General features: G+C 68.5%; 17 protein-coding genes. 8 read left to right on the top strand and 9 right to left on the bottom strand.

Going from position 1 to position 16,762, the window contains the following annotated elements:
* Positions 1-73: 73 nt before the first annotated feature.
* The gene (locus tag HAV18_RS00005) at positions 74-868 is read right to left on the bottom strand and encodes an AraC family transcriptional regulator (RefSeq protein ID WP_166950859.1); all 795 of its coding nucleotides are present in this window, start codon (positions 866-868) and stop codon (positions 74-76) included.
* A 170-nt stretch (positions 869-1,038) separates the two neighbouring features.
* Here HAV18_RS00005 and HAV18_RS00010 point away from each other — a divergent pair, with 170 nt between their 5' ends.
* The gene (locus tag HAV18_RS00010; RefSeq protein ID WP_166954044.1) at positions 1,039-1,872 is read left to right on the top strand and encodes a molybdenum cofactor biosynthesis F family protein; all 834 of its coding nucleotides are present in this window, start codon (positions 1,039-1,041) and stop codon (positions 1,870-1,872) included.
* The gene (locus HAV18_RS00015; protein WP_166950862.1) at positions 1,869-2,678 is read left to right on the top strand and encodes an SDR family oxidoreductase; all 810 of its coding nucleotides are present in this window, start codon (positions 1,869-1,871) and stop codon (positions 2,676-2,678) included. The genes HAV18_RS00010 and HAV18_RS00015 overlap by 4 nt, the downstream gene beginning before the upstream one ends.
* Before the next feature lie 102 nt (positions 2,679-2,780).
* On the opposite strand, the gene HAV18_RS00020 is transcribed toward HAV18_RS00015, so the two are convergent.
* The 7 genes from HAV18_RS00020 to HAV18_RS00050 form a co-directional block, all read right to left on the bottom strand.
* Entirely contained in the window at positions 2,781-3,263 is a 483-nt protein-coding gene (locus HAV18_RS00020; RefSeq protein WP_166950865.1) for a cupin domain-containing protein, read from the bottom strand.
* A 277-nt stretch (positions 3,264-3,540) separates the two neighbouring features.
* Positions 3,541-4,278: a dihydrodipicolinate reductase gene (locus tag HAV18_RS00025; RefSeq protein ID WP_166950868.1), complete on the bottom strand. Its 738-nt coding sequence runs from the start codon at positions 4,276-4,278 to the stop codon at positions 3,541-3,543.
* A gap of 211 nt (positions 4,279-4,489) precedes the next feature.
* Positions 4,490-5,257 (bottom strand): DUF4410 domain-containing protein, encoded by a 768-nt coding sequence (locus tag HAV18_RS00030; RefSeq protein ID WP_166950871.1) that lies wholly within the window; start codon positions 5,255-5,257, stop codon positions 4,490-4,492.
* A gap of 472 nt (positions 5,258-5,729) precedes the next feature.
* Positions 5,730-7,076, bottom strand: a complete 1,347-nt coding sequence (locus tag HAV18_RS00035; protein ID WP_166950874.1) for an ATP-binding protein — start codon at positions 7,074-7,076, stop codon at positions 5,730-5,732.
* A complete protein-coding gene (locus tag HAV18_RS00040) occupies positions 7,076-7,789 on the bottom strand; it encodes a response regulator (protein WP_166950877.1) in 714 nt (237 codons plus the stop codon). Before HAV18_RS00040 ends, HAV18_RS00035 begins: the two co-directional genes overlap by 1 nt.
* 43 nt (positions 7,790-7,832) lie before the next feature.
* Positions 7,833-8,138 (bottom strand): EF-hand domain-containing protein, encoded by a 306-nt coding sequence (locus HAV18_RS00045; protein WP_081058806.1) that lies wholly within the window; start codon positions 8,136-8,138, stop codon positions 7,833-7,835.
* Positions 8,139-8,227: 89 nt separating this feature from the next.
* Positions 8,228-9,277 carry a hypothetical protein gene (locus HAV18_RS00050; RefSeq protein WP_166950880.1) on the bottom strand — a complete coding sequence of 350 codons (1,050 nt, stop codon included), beginning with the start codon at positions 9,275-9,277 and terminating at the stop codon, positions 8,228-8,230.
* Between the two features lie 771 nt (positions 9,278-10,048).
* On the opposite strand from HAV18_RS00050, the gene HAV18_RS00055 reads away from it, so the two are divergent.
* From HAV18_RS00055 to creD, 5 genes are all read left to right on the top strand, one after another.
* Positions 10,049-10,957: a sterol desaturase family protein gene (locus tag HAV18_RS00055; protein ID WP_166950883.1), complete on the top strand. Its 909-nt coding sequence runs from the start codon at positions 10,049-10,051 to the stop codon at positions 10,955-10,957.
* 105 nt (positions 10,958-11,062) lie between these two features.
* Positions 11,063-11,776, top strand: a complete 714-nt coding sequence (locus HAV18_RS00060; protein ID WP_166950886.1) for an SDR family NAD(P)-dependent oxidoreductase — start codon at positions 11,063-11,065, stop codon at positions 11,774-11,776.
* Between the two features lie 79 nt (positions 11,777-11,855).
* Positions 11,856-12,620 (top strand): two-component system response regulator CreB, encoded by a 765-nt coding sequence (gene creB, locus HAV18_RS00065; protein ID WP_166950889.1) that lies wholly within the window; start codon positions 11,856-11,858, stop codon positions 12,618-12,620.
* Positions 12,621-12,635: 15 nt separating this feature from the next.
* Positions 12,636-14,087 (top strand): two-component system sensor histidine kinase CreC, encoded by a 1,452-nt coding sequence (gene creC, locus HAV18_RS00070; RefSeq protein ID WP_166950892.1) that lies wholly within the window; start codon positions 12,636-12,638, stop codon positions 14,085-14,087.
* 103 nt (positions 14,088-14,190) lie between these two features.
* Entirely contained in the window at positions 14,191-15,582 is a 1,392-nt protein-coding gene (gene creD, locus HAV18_RS00075) for a cell envelope integrity protein CreD (RefSeq protein WP_166950895.1), read from the top strand.
* A gap of 76 nt (positions 15,583-15,658) precedes the next feature.
* On the opposite strand, the gene HAV18_RS00080 is transcribed toward creD, so the two are convergent.
* Positions 15,659-16,081 carry a RidA family protein gene (locus HAV18_RS00080; RefSeq protein WP_166950898.1) on the bottom strand — a complete coding sequence of 141 codons (423 nt, stop codon included), beginning with the start codon at positions 16,079-16,081 and terminating at the stop codon, positions 15,659-15,661.
* 180 nt (positions 16,082-16,261) lie between these two features.
* Between HAV18_RS00080 and HAV18_RS00085 the strand changes: the two genes are divergently transcribed.
* The gene (locus HAV18_RS00085; RefSeq protein ID WP_243771505.1) at positions 16,262-16,699 is read left to right on the top strand and encodes a hypothetical protein; all 438 of its coding nucleotides are present in this window, start codon (positions 16,262-16,264) and stop codon (positions 16,697-16,699) included.
* The last annotated feature ends 63 nt before the right edge of the window (positions 16,700-16,762 follow it).

Here is a 16,762-nt window from a genome sequence, read left to right on the forward strand (position 1 = left end):
CGGTTCCCGTTGACGCGGGACTCGCCTTCGATCGCCTTGCGCCCGATCGCGTTGCGCGGGGACGCCGCAGGCGTCAACCAGCCTGCGTAAACCGCCCCGGCGTGATCCCGAACTGGCGCGCGAACGCACGCGTCAGGTGGCTCTGGTCGGCAAAGCCGGCTTCGGCCGCGGCATCGGCGATCGGCAGGCCGCTGGCGAGCAGCGTGCGCGCCAGCCGCGCACGCGACTGGATCAGGTAGGCGTGCGGTGTGATGCCGAGTTCGCGGGCAAACCCGCGCAGCAACTGAAAGCGGCTGACACCGCTCAGGTCGGCCAGCTCGGCGAGCGAAACGGGGGCGGCCGGTGCAGCGTCGAGCCGCTCCCGGGCGATGCGGATCGCAGGTGCAACGCCTGCCGCCGGCAGTGCGCGGTTCGCGTGCCGGGCGAGCAGCCCGGCGACGAGCATCACGAGCGCCTCGTCGCGGGCGAGCGGCTGGGATTCCCCCGCGACGATGCGCGCATGCAGCCGGCCGACGGCGGCCGAGAGCCGCGCGTCGCGCACCGCCGGATGCGCCAGTTCGACGCCGCCGAGGCCTTCTTCCGCCGCGACGCCCGCGACCAGCGCGGGCGCGAGGTACAGCATCCGCCAGCGCCGGCCTGTGCCGGCCTCGATCGGCGAGCCGTCGTGCACCTCGCCCGGGTTGACCATGATCGCGTCGCCGGCCAGTGCGTCGACCTGCCCGCGGCCGCTCCACGACCGGTGCGCGCCGCTGACGATCACGCCGACCCCGAATTCGTCGTGCGCGTGGCGCGGAAACGCGCGGTCGGATTCGAGGCTGATTGCCTCGATGCCTTCGCCGGTTCGTCGGTAGTGGGTGACGTGGTGCATGTGCGCTCCTCGCGCCGGTCGGGGCGCGGATTTCGTGCACTTTAGCGCGTTCCGGCGCCGCGCGCCCTTCATCCTTTTGGCCGATACCGCGCGTCGCGTGCAGCCCGCACCATGTGCACATGAGCAGCGTACACGGCCCGCCGGGCCTGAAGCTGCGCGGGAGACGGCAGGTGGAACAACAGGATCCGGTATTCATTCAGGTTGGCGCGCTCGCGGACGGCTTCGCGCCGGAAGCGAACATCCTCGCATCCGTCGACGCGCTCGCCGGGCATACGCTTGCGCTCGGCGACGCGTCGGGGGCGTGGCGGGTCTACACGTTCGAGCCGGGCGCGCTGCAGTGGCGCGACGCGGCGACCGATACAGGCGGCCGCGAGCCGTGCCGCGTGACGCGGTTGCGCAACGGGCTGTACTTCGTCGACTACATCGACTCGGCCGCCCGCGCGACGTCGGTCAGTCTCGTGATCGATCTCGACAACGGTGTATGGACGTCGGTCGTCGGGACGCTGCCGACCGAAGCCGACACGCGCATCGACGCATTCACGCGGGTTGCGCGCGGGCTGCCGCTGACGGGCGTCGATGCGAGTTTCCGGCATGGCACGCTCGGCGACCACACGCAGCCGGGGCTGCTGCATGGGCCCACGCACGAGCTGATCGGCAAGCGGACGATGTACCGCTACAGCCCGACTGAATGCTATGAGCACATCTACCTGAACGAGAACTTCTACGCGTGGCAGTGCGTGCAGGGTGTCGAAGGGGGGCTGGCCGATGTCGACCGCTGTCATTACTTCAGGATTGCAGACGAGCTGTATCTGTTCGTGTGGCGCGAAAAGGTGGTGCCGACGCTTGGCGTCGTGCTGATCGACCTCGCACAGCGCAAGACCGACGGCAAGATCTTCGGCTACCAGGGCGGCGATTTCGGCACGCTGTCGAACTTCCCGATCGGCGCGCATGCGCAGGTGCTGAACGACACCGTGCATCCGCTCGACGGCGAGGCGCAGCGATGAAGGCCGTGCCGGGCAGCGGCCGCCTGCGGGCGGATTTCAGCGGGCGCGTCGTGCTTGTCACGGGCGCCGCGCAGGGGATCGGCGCGGCGATCGCGCGCCGTTTCGCGGAATCCGACGCGTTCGTCGCGCTCGCCGACCTGAACGGTGAGGCCGCCGCCGCGCAGGCCGACGCGCTCGCGAGCACGGGCGGCGAGGCGCGCGCCTATCGGGTGGATGCGGCCAGCCGCGACGAACTGGGCGCCCTGGTCGCCGCAGTCGAGCGCGACGGCGGCCGGCTCGATGTCGTCGTCCACAATGCCGCGTATTTTCCGCTGACGCCGTTCACGCAGATCGACGAGGCGACACTCGACCGGACGCTGTCGGTCAACCTGTCGGCGCTGTTCTGGCTCGCGCAGGCCGCGTTGCCAGCCTTCGGGCGTGCGGGCGCGGGGCGGCTGCTCGTCACGTCGTCGGTGACGGGGCCGCGTGTAGCGTATCCGGGGCTCGCGCATTACGCGGCGTCGAAGGCCGGCGTGAACGGCTTCATTCGTGCGGCGGCGCTGGAGCTCGCGCGCCGCAACGTGACGGTGAACGGTGTCGAGCCGGGCATGATCCGCACGCCGGCGGCCGGTAATCTCGGCGACGCGTCAGTCGCGGCGCAGATCGCGCGCGACATTCCGCTCGCGCGGATGGGCGAGCCGGAAGATATCGCGAACGCGATGCTGTTTCTCGCATCGGCCGATGCCGCGTACATCACGGGGCAGACGATCGTCGTCGATGGTGGTGCGACGTTGCCCGAGAGCGGGGCGGTGCTTGGTGGCGAGTGACGGTAGACCGGCTAACGAGCCGCAGAACGGGGCGGCCACGGCGCCCGCTGCGAACTCGTGCTGCAGGCTCGGTATGTTCCGTCGGGGGCATCTTCGCGAGCGTCAGTCCGGCATCCCGTCATGGTCCCCGAGCGGCCTGGCGGGCCAGTCCACCCAGCGATCCGCGCGGGTGAACTCGTACGCTTCGTTCTTCGGGTAGCGGATGCGGTTGTCGTCGCGTGGGCGTTCACCGATCACCATCAGCCTGACTTCGTCCTTCGTGTTGTTGATGAAGGTGTGACAGATGCCGGTGCCCGCCGGAAAGGCGACGGAATCGCCTTCGGCAACGGGGTGAAGCACGCCGTCGATCCAGACATCGGGCTTGCCCTCTAGCACGTACACAAACTCCTGTTCGGTGCTTTCGGCATGCGGATATGACGTCCGCCGACCCGGCAGGAGCCTCACGTGGTGAATGCCGATACGCGTGATGCCGAGTTCGGCGGAAAGCGGTGCGTCCAGCGCCATCGGCTCGGTGTCGCCGCGATAGCAATGCGCTTCCGGTTCTTCGAGCTCGGTCCAGTGCTTGATGAAATCGGGGCGGGTCATCGGATGCTCTCCTTTCGGGGGGGTGTCGAGGGTCGTGGTTCAGGCACCGACGTCAGCAGTGATTCGCGCCCCATCTCGGCGAATGGACCTCGGCCGATAACTTACCAGCCAATACGAGATGACGGTTGCTCGTTGCGGCTTCCGGGCGGTGGGATGCATGCCCGGAAGCCGCAGTCGAAGCGATCGGTGACATCCACGGCATTTCGCGACGAACCTTTTTGCGCTGCGCAAATGCCGTGCGCGACGCGCGCGTGCCGACCGCCGCGTATCGCCGCGACTACAGCCAGCCGTTGCGGATGAACTCGACGATCGAATAACGGCGGTGCTCGAGATCGTGCTGCCGGACGGCGTCGACGATGCGCGATACGCCGTCCGCGTAAGGTGTTGTGCCCACCACGCGCGATTCGAACTGCAGGCTGCACGCACCGTCGTCGATGCGGATCCGGTGAATCGCGTGGCGGCCGAGCTGATCGTCGGCGACAGCGAATTCGCTGCGCTGCACGTCCGGGTCGCGCACGGAGCGGATGTCTTCCGGCCGCACGCCGAGCGACTGGCCGATCCCGACGGCCGTGCCCGGGACGGACGTCTTGCCCGCCTGGTGCGACTCCGTCAGGCTGATCCGGCAGTCGTGAAACAGGTGGCCGCTGGTTTCCAGCATGCTCATGAACTTGAGCATCAGGATGTTCGTGTTCGGACACAGCACGATCGGGAAAGCATGCGAGCCGGTTTCGAGCTCGGAGCCGGTCGACAGCTCGACGAGCGGCGATGCGGTGGCCTCGCAGAAGGCGATTACGTCAGCGAGTTCGCGGCCGGAACCGGCATGCACGACGATCGAGCGGGCGTCGATACATCGGGCGTCGTTACGCTGGGCGTCACCACGCCGTGTGTCGTCACGCTGCGCATCGTTGTGCGCGCTGTCCGACCACGCCATCACGCGACAGGTTGACGGGTCGAGCCGGTGCGCGCCGAGCAGTTCGCTGGCCAGCTTGCCGGTTCCTACGACGAGTACTTGCATGGAATTCACGGGTTCAGGATTCGGGACGGGAAATGCGCCGGCCTTCGGGTTGCCCGGCACGGTCGCGGCGCGTGGCGCCGCGGCGGCTGCACGCATTATGCCCGGCCGCCCGCCTGCGCGCCCGCGCGGGCCGCGTGGGGCGCGGGTGGCGATGCGATGCGATGTAATGCGGTGCGATGTAATGCGGTGCGGTGCGGTGCGGTGCGGTGCGTCAGCTCGCCGACACCGTCGGCAGCCACGCGTTCGCCGCGTTCTGCGTGGCGAGCTGCTTTGCGATCGAGCGCGCGAGGCGGTCCGTATCGGAGGCCACCGTGTCGTGCTTCGCTTCCGATACGCCATGCAGGCCGGCGCCGACCGCTGCCGACGTCGCGAGGCGGCCGGCCGCCGCGCCGACCCCGGCGGTTTCCACCATGCCGGGCAGGTGGCCGCTGTTCGCGCTCGACGAGAACGTGCCGAGCGGCTGCGGCGTGCCATGCGCCGGCTGGAACAGCACGGTGACCGATGCCTTCACTTCGCTCTTGCCCGCACCGAGCCCGATCAGGGTGCGGCGGCGGCGGTTGCCCGCGTCGATCGACTCGAACCGGCCTTCGACCACCAGCGCGTCGCGGCCGTCGGGCACCGGGCCCCGCAGCGCGGGGATGCCTTGCGAGCGGAGTTCGCGCACGAGCGCGTCGGCGAGCTGCTCACGGGTCTTCAGCGCGCTCTGCTGGCGCTGCACGTCGGCGGACGAACCGCTCGCGAGGGTCGCGAGCTTGCTGATCATCCCGCCGTCGACCTTGACGTCGGTCGTGTCCACGTCGAACGGGGACACGTAGACGACGTCCGCATGAACCTGCGGCTGCGTGCGGGCCGCGGGCGCGGTGTTCATGGTCGTGGTCGCGGTCGATGCGCAGCCGCCCATCGCGAGCGCGCTGGCGATCAGCGCGGCGCTGGTCAGACGTTTGGTGTGGGTGGCAAGTGCGTGAAGGGAAGTGAACATGTCGATCTCCGTGGCCTGGATGAAGTTGCCGATACTGTCGCGGCATTCAGGAACGCGAACGATCGGAAGCGGGGCGTGATCGCTGGCGAGGGAGAGGTTTCATGCCGTTGCGCAACACGCAGGCGCAAGTATGCGGAGGTCGGGTGTGATGCGCCACGCAGGAATTATGTCGGCGCATGTCACGTGCCGCTGCGCGCGGACACGCTGGGCCGTCGGAGCGCCAGGCAGCAAGTCAGCAAGTCAGCAAGGCAGCAAGGCAGCAAGGCAGCAAGGCAGCAAGGCAGCAAGGCAGCAAGGCAGCAAGGCAACAAGGCAACAAGGCAACAAGGCAACAAGGCAACAAGGCAACAAGGCAACAAGGCAACAAGGCAACAAGGCAACAAGGCAACAAGGCAACAAGGCAACAAGGCAGACGGACAGACGGACAGACGGACAGACGGACAGACGGACAGACGGACAGACGGACAGTCCGTCACCCCGATAGCGCCCGCCGCGCCTGCCCGGACGAATCGAGCGGCAGCGCGACGACGGCCTCCAGCCCGCCGCCATCGCGGTCGCGGAACGTCAGCGAGCCACCGTGCAGGCGGGCGATCCGCTCGACGATCGCAAGGCCCAAGCCCGTGCCGCCCGCGTGGCTGCGTGCGTTCGCTCCCCGGCTGAATGGCGCCTTGAGCCGTTCGAGTTCGGCTGCGCCGATGCCGTTGCCGCGATCGCTGACCACCGCATACGCGATCCCGCGTTCGGTCCAGGTGCGCACACCAAGACCCGTGCGGCCATAGACGACCGCGTTCTGCATCAGGTTCATCAGCAGCCGCATCAGGCTGATCGGACGAAACGCGAACATGGGCACCTCGCCTTCGTCGAATTCGAATTCGTGGCCGAGCCCCGCGAAATCCGCGACGAGCTGGCCGATCAGCGCATTCAGGTCGCCGGTTTGCGGCGTTTCGCGCTCGCCGCTGCCGGCGTAGTCCATGAATTGCTGCAGGATCGTATCGATCTGGTCCAGGTAGTGCTCGGCCGATGCGGTGAGCGCGTCGTGCGTGCCGCGCGGCAGCGCCATCGCGATCGCCAGGCGAAGCTTGGTGAGCGGCGTGCGGATGTCGTGCGACACGCCGGCCAGCATCAGCGAGCGGGTCGCTTCCGCCTGTTGCAGCGCGTCGGCCATCTGGTTGAACGCGCGGCTCACGTCGGCGATTTCGGTCGGGCCGTCGGTGGGCAGCGGCGGCGGGCGCTCGCCCGCGCTCACGCGCTGCGCCGCACGCGCCAGCGCGTCGAGCGGCCGGTTCAGGTGGAGCTGGATCAGGTAGCCGGTCAGCGCCGCGAGCAACGCCAGCCCGACCGACAGCACGAGGGCCGTCGTGATGCCGCTCGCCTGTGCGTCGGCGGCCATCGGCAGCGGCACCCAGACGGGCGAGCCGGCCGCATGCAGCCGGATCCACAGGCGCTCGTCGTCGCCCGACTGCCAGCGCGCCGGGAGGTCCGGCGGCAGGTGGCGTTCGAGCGCCTGCATGAACACGTCGCGCTGCCAGGTGCGGAAGAAGGCCGCCAGGTTCGGCGCTTGCGGCGGTGCGGCGGGCGGCAGCGCGGCCTGGCCGCCGAACTGCGCGACGACCGTGCGGCCGGCGTCGGGCGGCAGGCCGGCGAGCGTGCGGTCGAGCAATTGCACGTAGTCGGAGAAGACGATCGAGGCCCGCTCGATGCGCGGGCGCTGCACGTAGTGCAGCAGCACGGTGAGCGAACAGGCGAGCGACAGCGCGACGAGCGCCACCAGCAGCGCGATGTTGCGCGCGAGCAGCGAGCGCGGCAGCGGGATGCGCATCACGGCTCGATGCCGGCCACCAGCATGTAGCCGATGCCCCAGACGGTCTTGATGAAACGCGGCTTGCCGGGATCGTCCTCGACGATCTGGCGCAGCCGCAGGATCTGTACGTCGACGCTGCGGTCGAGTGCGGCATGGTCGCGGCCGCGCGCACGGGCGAGCAGGTTCTCGCGGCTCACCGCGCGATTCGGCGACGAGCCGAGCGCGTGCAACAACAGCATTTGCGCCGAATGGATCTCGACGGGCGTGCCGTCGCGCATCAGCGCCTGCTGGCCGACGTCGAACGTGAACGCGCCGAAACGCAAGCGCTGTGAAGTGACCGTCGGTTCGCCGGCCGCCATCTTCTGCCGCCGCAGCAGCGCGCGTACGCGGGCCACGAGTTCGTCGGGGAGAAACGGCTTCGCCAGGTAATCGTCGGCGCCCGTCTCGAGGCCGACGACCTTGTCCGCGGCATCGCCTTTCGCGGTGAGCATCAGGATCGGCAGCGTCTGGCCTTCGGCACGCAGGCGCCGGCACACGCTCAGGCCGTCCTCGGGTTCCATCATCAGGTCGAGCACCAGGAGGTCGTACGGTTCGCGCTGCAGCAGGCGGTCGAGCCGCTTGCCGTCGGCGACCGCGCGGACCTGGAAGCCGTGGCCGGTCAGGAAGCGCTGCAGCATGTTGCGCAACTCGGCTTCGTCGTCGAGCACGACGATCCTGCAGGACTGTTCCATCGCTTGCCTCCCGGTGCGTGCGCGGCCGGATCGTCGCGCGGGCTCAACGGGCCGCCATGCGCTGGCGCATGAAGCCGGCGAGCTGCTCGAGCGTGACGTAGCCGTTGTGCTGCGTGTCGATTTCGTCGAAATGCTGCGCGACCATCGGCATGCCCGCGGCGGCCTGCTCGCGGGTGAGCCTGCCGTCATGCGTCGTGTTCGCGCTGGCGAAGCGGGCCTGCAGCTGCATCAGCGCACGTTCGACGCGTGCACCGCCGTTCGCCGCGCCGGGCGGCACCTGCTGGGCCGACGCTGCTGCTGAGACGATACACAAAACGACGACGGCAATCATCTTCTTGATGGACTTCATGGGGTTTCTCCTTGCGTGGCCGACGGTCTGCGCCGGCCGGGTGGTTGATGAAACGGATGGAAAACGAAACAAGACGGAGCGGTGCCGGATCATGCCCAGTGCGCGGGCACCCACATGCGGCCGGCCCAGTGGCCGGGCACCCAGACGACGGCGCGCGGCGGGTGAGCGACATACACGGCGCGCGGGGCGACGTACACGGAGCGCGGCAGCGGCGGCGCGAGGTACAGGACCTTCGGCGGCGGCGGCGCGACGTAGACGACGCGCGGCGCGGGTGCGACCACGACGGCCTTCGGCGGCGCAACATGCACGACCTTCGGCGGCGACGTGACGACGACGGCGGCAGGCGGGGGCGGTGGGGGCGTGACCACGACGGCGGCAGGTGCCGGCGCCGGTGCCACGACAGCGACCGTGGCGGCGGGCGGAGGCGGCACGACGGGCACGGGCACCGGTACAGGAACCGGCACCGCCGCGCCGGCCACGACGACCGCGCCGCCTGCCGCCGTGCTGCCGTGGATCACGGTCGTGCCGCCGGTCGAAACCGTGCCTCCGTGTACGACCGTCGAGCCCCCCGACGTCGTTACGACACCCGGCGCCACGCGCGTCGCGCTGCCGGAATGCGTGACGCTTGCGCCGTCGGTGCCCGTCACGGTGCCCGAGCGCGAGCAGGTCGAGCCCGCGCAATTCGTCGACGCCGTGTGGCTGGCCGTATTGCCGTTCGATCCCGTGATCGTGCCGCTCGACGAATACTGGCCCGCACCGTTGCGCGTCACGCTGCCCGACGTTGTTGCGCTGCGGCCGTCCGAGCCCGTCAGCGAACCGGTATGCGAGCAGGTGCCGTCGGCGCAGCTCGTGTCGCCGCTGTGTTCGACCGAGCGCCCGTTCGGGCCGACGGCCGTGCCGCTGTTCGAGAACTGGCCGGGCGCGGTGCGCGTGACGGTGCCGGTATTGGTCGCGATCCCGCCGCCGGGGCCGATCACGCCGCCTGCATGCGAGCAGCTGCCGCCGCCGCACGAACCGGCGTGTGCGCCGTTGTAGGTGCCGCGCGGCGTGTACGCGGTGCCGTGGCCGGACCAGCCGGCGAAGGCCGGCGTGCAGGTGAGGGCGAGTGCGGCGGCGGTGACGAGGAAGCGGGTTTTCATCGGGTGTCCTTGCGGTTCGTTTCGGTGCACGCAGTGGCGTGGCGACGGGACGAACTTTAGGGCGACGACACGCGCCCGTCGCGTCATAAAAGATGTCGCGGTGTTACACGTGTCGTGCTGTTTCGAGGTACGACGAATGCGTGTGCCGACCGCGCCGATCGCGGGCATGCCGCGCCGGGCAAGGTTTCCGGCGATGCGATCGCGTGAAGGTACGGTGCAGCGGTATCGGGCGGAACGTGTCGTGCGCAGCGCGAAAATGTGTCGAGGCGACACGCGGTGACATATTTGCCGGCCGATCCATGCGTGTGTCGTGTCGAGCCGCATCACGCGAATTGAACGCATCCAGTTGAACGCATGCGGTACGCCACGTGCGACCGGAACCGGCCTCTCCGTAACATGGCGCGGCGGTCGCATACCGTCCGAGGAATCGGTTTCCGGATACCTCCTGACGACCGTGTTCGTATGTCGCGCAGGCTTATCCGTCGGCCAATGTCATGTCATGTTGTGTGCACCGTCTACCGGCTTCATCACGACATGCGGCGACACATTTCCCGCCGGACATGCACATGCGCAGCCGCAAAACGTCCCGGCTTCCGTTCCTTGGAGCCTGTGGCCGCCACGCATCACCTGCATGCCCTTCAGCGCGACATACGGCGACATATTTCCCGCGTGGTCTTTCCATTCCACGCCCACTACAGTGCGTTTCATTCGACGCGATGGCAGCCCGTGCCGCCCGTGACGCGTCCGACTCAACCGAAGGAACGACCCATCATGCTCACGACCACCGGAAAGCTCGCGTACTACGTCACGCTCTTCATCGTCGCCGTCTCGCTCGTCGAGGCGGCCGTGCTCACCTGGCGCTGCGCCCGCGGGCCCGAACCGTTCAACTGGAACGAGGTGTGGCTGTCGCTCGCCGATCTCGCGGGCCGCAAGCTGCTCGCGCTGGTGCCGCTGTCGCTCGCCACGCCGCTGTTCGATTTCGCATGGGCGCACCGGCTCTTCACGATCCCGCTCCACAGCGTCGCGCTCGCGCTGCTCGTGTTCGTCGGCCAGGAGTTCTGCTACTACTGGTATCACCGCGCGTCGCACCGGGTGCGCTTCTTCTGGTCGACCCATGCGGTGCATCACTCGCCGAACCAGTTGACGCTGTCGTCCGCATTTCGCCTCGGCTGGACCGGCAAGATCGCCGGCGCCGCGATGTTCTTCACGCCGCTCGTGTGGCTCGGCGTGCGTCCGGAAGCCGTGCTCGCGATCCTGTCGTTCAACCTGATGTACCAGTTCTGGCTGCACAACACGTGGATGCCGAAGCTCGGCTGGCTCGAATACGTGTTCAACACGCCGTCCGCGCACCGCGTGCACCACGCGTCGAACCTCGACTATCTCGATGCGAACTACGGCGGCGTGCTGATCGTGTTCGACCGGATGTTCGGCACCTATGTCGCCGAACGCGCCGACGAGCCGTGCCGTTTCGGCCTCGTCACGCCGACCCGTTCGCGCAATCCGTTCGTCGTCGAGCTCGAGCACTGGGCGAGCCTCGCCCGCGACGTCGCGACGGCCCGCGACGTGTGGACGGCGATCCGCTTCGTGCTGCTGCCGCCGGGCTGGCGCCCGGACAACCAGGGCGAAACGACGGAGGAACTGCGCCGCCGCAGCCTCGTCGCCGTGCGCACGGATGCGTGAACGCGCTACGCTGTGTCGAATTGCCGGCCGCGCATGCGTGCTGCGGCCGGCATGACCCATGTAACTTGCATCATCAAGCAACCCTCGATCCAGGAGAAAACATCGATGGAACACGATCTCAAAGGCAAGGCAGTCGCAATCACCGGCGGATTCGGCCATCTGGGCGTCGCGACGGCCGCGTGGCTCGGCGAGCGCGGTGCACGCGTCGCGCTGATCGGCCGCGGCGCGGCGCCGGCGGCAGCGGCACTGCCCGGCGTGCCGGCCGACGCGCTGCGCATCGGCGGCATCGATCTCGTCGATCCGCAAGCCGCCGCGCAGGCGCTCGATACCGTGCAGCGCGAATTCGGCCGGGTCGACGCGCTGCTGAACATTGCAGGCGCGTTCGTGTGGCAGACGATCGCCGACGGCGACGCCGCCACCTGGGACCGCATGTACGAACTGAACGTGAAGACCGCGCTGAACGCATCGAAGGCCGCGCTGCCGCACCTGCTGGCGAGCCCGGCCGGGCGCGTCGTCAACATCGGCGCGGGCGCGGCGTTCAAGGCCGGCGCGGGGATGGGCGCCTATGCGGCCGCGAAGGCCGGCGTCGCGCGGCTCACCGAGGCACTGGCGGCCGAACTGCTCGACCGTGGCGTGACGGTGAACGCGATCCTGCCGAGCATCATCGATACGCCGCCGAACCGCGCGGACATGCCGGACGCGGATTTCACGCGCTGGGTGCGGCCGGAACAGATCGCGGCGACGATCGGGTTCCTGCTGTCGGCCGACGCGCAGGCGATCACCGGCGCATTGATTCCGGTGACCGGCCGCGTGGCGTAGCGCGACGGGCAGGGGCTCGCGCCGCGGCCGGCCGTGCGTACAATGTCGCACCGGACACGCGCGAGCCCAGCCTGAGACCATGCATCAACCCAATATCCTGATCGTCGAAGATGAAGTGGCGATCGCGGACACGATCGTCTACGCCCTCGGTACCGACGGCATGCAGACCGTCCACTGCACCCTTGGGCAGGCGGCGCTCGACAGCCTGCGCGATGCGCGCTTCGATCTCGTCGTGCTCGACGTCGGCCTGCCGGACCTCAGCGGCTTCGAAGTGTGCCGGCGGCTGCGCACGTTCTCTGACGTGCCGGTGATCTTCCTCACTGCGCGGCACGATGAAATCGACCGGATCGTCGGGCTCGAAATCGGCGCCGACGATTACGTGGTCAAGCCGTTTTCGCCGCGCGAGCTGGCGGCGCGGGTGCGCGTGATCTTGCGGCGTTTCTACCGGACGGCCGCACCCGAATCGACGCCCGCGCCCGCGCCCGCGCCTGCATCGGCATCGACACCCGCATCGACACCCGCACCGGCACCCGCACCGGCACCGGCCGAGACAACCGCACCGGGCTTCACGCTCGATACCGCTGGCGCGCGCGTGTCGTGGCTCGGCCACGCACTGGATCTCACGCGCTACGAATTCGGGCTGCTGGCGCTGCTGGTCCGGCATCCCGGGCGCATCTATTCGCGCGAGCAGTTGATGGATCTCGTGTGGCACGAGGCATTCGATTCGGCCGACCGTACGGTTGACACGCACATCAAGACGCTGCGCGCCAAGCTGCGCGCGATCGATCCCGAGCGCGACCCGATCCGCACGCATCGCGGGATGGGTTATTCGCTGCAACCGTAACGACCGGCACCGCCCATGCATATCGGCCTGCGCATCTTCTTCGGCTTTTTCCTGATCGTCGGCCTGGCCGCGCTGATCACGCTGCGCGTGTTCGTGCAGGAGGTGAAGCCCGGCGTGCGCGAGGCGATGGAGGACACGCTCGTCGATACCGCGCAGGTGCTCGCGACGCTGGCCGCCGACGACATGGCGAACGGCCATATCGCCGACGGCGCTTTCGCGCGGCAGCTCGCGACGCTGCACGAACGCCCGGTGAGCGCGAACGTGTGGGGCGTGCAGAAGAACGTGATCGGCTACCGTCTCTACATCACCGATGCGCACGGCATCGTGCGCTACGACTCGACCGGCCGCGCGCTCGGGCAGGACTATTCGCGCTGGAACGACGTATACCGGACGCTGCGCGGCGAATACGGCGCGCGCAGCACGCGCAGCGATCCGAACGACGACAGCAGCACCGTGATGCACGTGGCGGCACCGATCCGGCGCGGCAACGAGATCATCGGCGTGCTGACGATCGCGAAGCCGAACCAGACGGTCGCGCCGTTCATCGCGCGCAGCCAGCGCAAGATCATGCTGTACGGCGCGTTGCTGATGGGCGGCGCGATCCTGATCGGCGTCGCGTGCACCTGGTGGCTGGTGGTCGGGCTGCGTCGCCTGCAGCGCTATGCGCGCGCGATTGCGGCGGGCGAGCGGGCCGACATGCCGCTGCAGGGCGCGAGCGAGCTGGCCGAGCTCGGGCGCGCGGTGGAAAGCATGCATCAGCGGCTGGAGGACCGGCAGTACGTCGAGACCTACATCCATACGCTCACGCACGAGATGAAAAGCCCGCTGGCGGCGATCAGCGGCGCGGCCGAACTGCTGCAGGAAGACATGCCGGTTGCGAACCGCCGGCGCTTCACCGAGAACATCCGCCGCCAGGCCGGCCGCCTCGAACAGATGATCCGCAAGCTGCTCGCACTCGCCGAAGTCGAGCAGAAGCAGCGGCTGTCGGTGCGCGAACCGGTCGCGCTGCGGCCGGTGCTCGACCAGCTCGTCGACGATATCGAGCCGCGCGCGCGGCAGCGCGGCGTGAACCTGGCGATCGACGCGAACGACACGGCCGACCCGGCGGTCGTCGAAGGCGATCCGTTCCTGCTGCGCCAGGCGCTCGGCAACCTGCTCGACAACGCGCTTGATTTCGCGCCGCGGGGCAGCACGATCCGCATCGCGCTCGAACGGCAGGCGGCGGGCAGGGCGCATGTCGCGATCGTGCGCGTGGCCGATGACGGCCCCGGCGTGCCCGACTACGCACTGGCGCGCGTGTTCGAGCGTTTCTATTCGCTGCCGCGCCCCGACGGGCAGGATCGCAGCACGGGCCTCGGGCTGTGTTTCGTCCGCGAGGTCGCGATGCTGCACCGCGGCCAGGTCGCGCTCGCGAACCGCGACGAAGGCGGCGCGTGCGCGACGCTCACGCTGCCGTCGGCGGCCTGAGCGCGCTTCACGTTCGCCACACATTCGCTTCACACCGGCTTCAATCGCCCTTCACCGGGCCCGCCCATGCTTGACGGTACTTTTACTCCGGTACCCGTCGGCCATGAATCGAGTCCTGTTGTTCAAATTCGCGATCACCGCGTTTCTCGCGCTGCTGATCCTGATCCCGCTGCACATGGTGCAAAGCATCGTGCAGGAACGCTCCGCGTATCGCATGGATGCGCTGCAGAGCATCTGGTCGAGCTATGCGGGGCCGCAGACGGTGTCGGGGCCCGTGCTCGTCGTGCATTACACGGAAGTCACGCGCGTGCGCGACGACACGCCGGCCGGCGGCGCGACGAAGACGAGCCTGAGAAGCGAGACGAAGCGCCTGCTCGTGTTTCCGAAGACGCTGAACGTCGACGGTACGCTGACGACCAGCGTCCGCTATCGCGGCATCCACAAGGCACTGGTGTACGAGCTGGCGAGCCGGTTGACCGGCACGCTGCCGTTGCCGGACCTGAAGAAGCTGCCGCAGGCGGACGGCCACGTGAGCTTCAAGGTCGACGACGCCTATGTCGCGATCGGCATCGGCGACATTCGCGGGCTGACCGCGCAACCCGACCTGCGCATCGGCGGCGCGCGTTTCGACGTCGAGCAGGGCACGCGGCTGGACAGCCTGCGCCAGGGTGTGCACGCGAACGTCGATCTCGCGGCGCTGGCGGAAGCAAGCGCGGGGGCGGTCGTGCCGTTCAGCATCGACCTGCCGCTGCGGGGCGCGGAGTCCGTCGCGTTCGCGCCGGTGGGCGACCAGAACGATTTCTCGCTGAAGTCGACGTGGCCGCATCCGAGTTTCGACGGCGCGTTCCTGCCGAGCAACCGCACGGTCGATGCGCACGGCTTCACCGGTAACTGGCGCGTGACGTCGTTCAACACGAAGGCGCGCGAGCAAATCGCGACCGGCAACGGGGAAGGCGCGATCGAAATGGCATCGGTGTCGGTGATCGAACCCGTGAACGTCTATCTGCAGGCTGAACGCGCAACGAAGTACGGCGCGCTGTTCGTGATGCTCACGTTCGCGAGCTTCTTCATGTACGAGCTCGTGAAGCGGCTGCGCATTCACCCGATCCAGTACGCGCTGGTCGGCCTGTCGCTCGCGTTGTTCTTCCTGCTGCTGCTGAGCCTGTCGGAACACATCGCGTTCGCGTATGCGTATCTCGCGGCGAGCAGTGCCTGCATCGGGTTGCTCGGCTTCTACCTGAGCTTCGTGCTGCACAGCGTGAAGCGCGGTGCGGTGTTCGCGGCGCTGCTCGCGGTGCTGTATGCGGCGCTCTACGGGCTGCTGCTGTCGGAAGACAACGCGCTGATGCTCGGTTCGCTGCTGCTGTTCGCGATCCTCGCCGGCATCATGACGCTCACGCGTCGCGTCGACTGGTATTCGCTCGGCGCCGCGTGGCAACCGCTGGCCGACAAGGCGGGCGCGGGCGCCGTGAAGCCGGGCGCGCAGGCGAAGTAAGCACGCGGGTGGCGAGAAAGCGCGCCGGTCGGGCATGCCACGGCCGGCGCGTCATGCGGTGCGGGACAGCTGCGATTCACACGCGCGGTGCGGGCCGGCGAAAACGCGCCAGCGGAATTTCGGCGACGGCGGTGATCTCGATCAGCAGATCGGGATGGTAGAGGCGCTCGACCTGGACGGTCGTCGTCACGGGATAGGGCTCGGCGAAATACGTCTTGCGGATGTCGCCGGCCTGCATGAAGGCATCGATGTCGGTCGCGTAGTGGACGAGCGAAATCACGTCCTGCATCTGCCCGCCCATCGTGGCGAGCACGGCGCGGATGTTGTCGAGCGTCTGCCGCACCTGCGTGCGCATGTCGCCGTGGCCGACCACCTGGCCGTCACGGTCGAGCGCCACTTGCCCCTTCAGATGCACGATCCGGCCGTCGCCCTGGATCACGGCCATCGAGAACGCGCCGAACGGCGCCCAGACTTCCGGCGGATTCACTGCTTCGGCCATGACGCAACTCCTGTCGGTCGGTGGGGAAGACGCGGCTGCGCGGTTTGCGGCGAGCGGGCGTGCAACGGTCACGCGCCGTCGACAGCACCGCCCGCTTCGTCGACAATCGCGCCATTATGGATGAACGCGCGGCGACGCATGGGGCGTTGCATCGCGATTCCCGACTTCCCGACGACACACATGGACGACATCCGCGTCATCAAGGATCTTGCGGCGCTCGACGGCACCGCGTACGTCGAACTCATGGGCGGGCCGTATGCGCGCACCTGCTGGAATGCCGGGTCGCTGTTCTTCGACGAGGAAGTGTTCGGGCTGCTCGAGGCGGCCATCGCGCGGCAGATACCCGACTACGACCATTTCGCGTTCAACGGTATCGGCATGGCCGACTGGCTTGCGATCGTCGCCGAACTGGCCGACACGGGCAGGATGCTCGGCAACGCCGCGCAGCGCACCGATGCGCTCGACCGGCTCGGTTTCATTTTCAGCGGATCGCGGCAGGCTTTCGTTGATCGTCTCGACGCAAGCTGCGCCGCACTGGCCGGCGTGATCGCGGAAGTCGACGCGTGGACGCGCGAAGTTCGGCTTCGCCATGACCAGGTGACGATCCTGGGAATGTGACGCGGCGCGTGCCGGGTGTCACCACCGGCAGGCCGGGCGGCATCCCCTTATACTGAACGTTTC

This window comes from Burkholderia sp. D-99, assembly GCF_011605345.1.
Classification (GTDB): Bacteria; Pseudomonadota; Gammaproteobacteria; order Burkholderiales; family Burkholderiaceae; genus Burkholderia.

Coding starts and splice junctions, on each gene's coding strand:
- HAV18_RS00005 (WP_166950859.1), bottom strand. CDS start 868: ATGCACCACGTCACCCACTACCGACGAACCGGCGAAGGCATCGAGGCA.
- HAV18_RS00015 (WP_166950862.1), top strand. CDS start 1,869: ATGAAGGCCGTGCCGGGCAGCGGCCGCCTGCGGGCGGATTTCAGCGGG.
- HAV18_RS00020 (WP_166950865.1), bottom strand. CDS start 3,263: ATGACCCGCCCCGATTTCATCAAGCACTGGACCGAGCTCGAAGAACCG.
- HAV18_RS00025 (WP_166950868.1), bottom strand. CDS start 4,278: ATGCAAGTACTCGTCGTAGGAACCGGCAAGCTGGCCAGCGAACTGCTC.
- HAV18_RS00030 (WP_166950871.1), bottom strand. CDS start 5,257: ATGTTCACTTCCCTTCACGCACTTGCCACCCACACCAAACGTCTGACC.
- HAV18_RS00035 (WP_166950874.1), bottom strand. CDS start 7,076: ATGCGCATCCCGCTGCCGCGCTCGCTGCTCGCGCGCAACATCGCGCTG.
- HAV18_RS00040 (WP_166950877.1), bottom strand. CDS start 7,789: ATGGAACAGTCCTGCAGGATCGTCGTGCTCGACGACGAAGCCGAGTTG.
- HAV18_RS00045 (WP_081058806.1), bottom strand. CDS start 8,138: ATGAAGTCCATCAAGAAGATGATTGCCGTCGTCGTTTTGTGTATCGTC.
- HAV18_RS00050 (WP_166950880.1), bottom strand. CDS start 9,277: ATGAAAACCCGCTTCCTCGTCACCGCCGCCGCACTCGCCCTCACCTGC.
- HAV18_RS00055 (WP_166950883.1), top strand. CDS start 10,049: ATGCTCACGACCACCGGAAAGCTCGCGTACTACGTCACGCTCTTCATC.
- HAV18_RS00060 (WP_166950886.1), top strand. CDS start 11,063: ATGGAACACGATCTCAAAGGCAAGGCAGTCGCAATCACCGGCGGATTC.
- creB (WP_166950889.1), top strand. CDS start 11,856: ATGCATCAACCCAATATCCTGATCGTCGAAGATGAAGTGGCGATCGCG.
- creC (WP_166950892.1), top strand. CDS start 12,636: ATGCATATCGGCCTGCGCATCTTCTTCGGCTTTTTCCTGATCGTCGGC.
- creD (WP_166950895.1), top strand. CDS start 14,191: ATGAATCGAGTCCTGTTGTTCAAATTCGCGATCACCGCGTTTCTCGCG.
- HAV18_RS00080 (WP_166950898.1), bottom strand. CDS start 16,081: ATGGCCGAAGCAGTGAATCCGCCGGAAGTCTGGGCGCCGTTCGGCGCG.
- HAV18_RS00085 (WP_243771505.1), top strand. CDS start 16,262: ATGGACGACATCCGCGTCATCAAGGATCTTGCGGCGCTCGACGGCACC.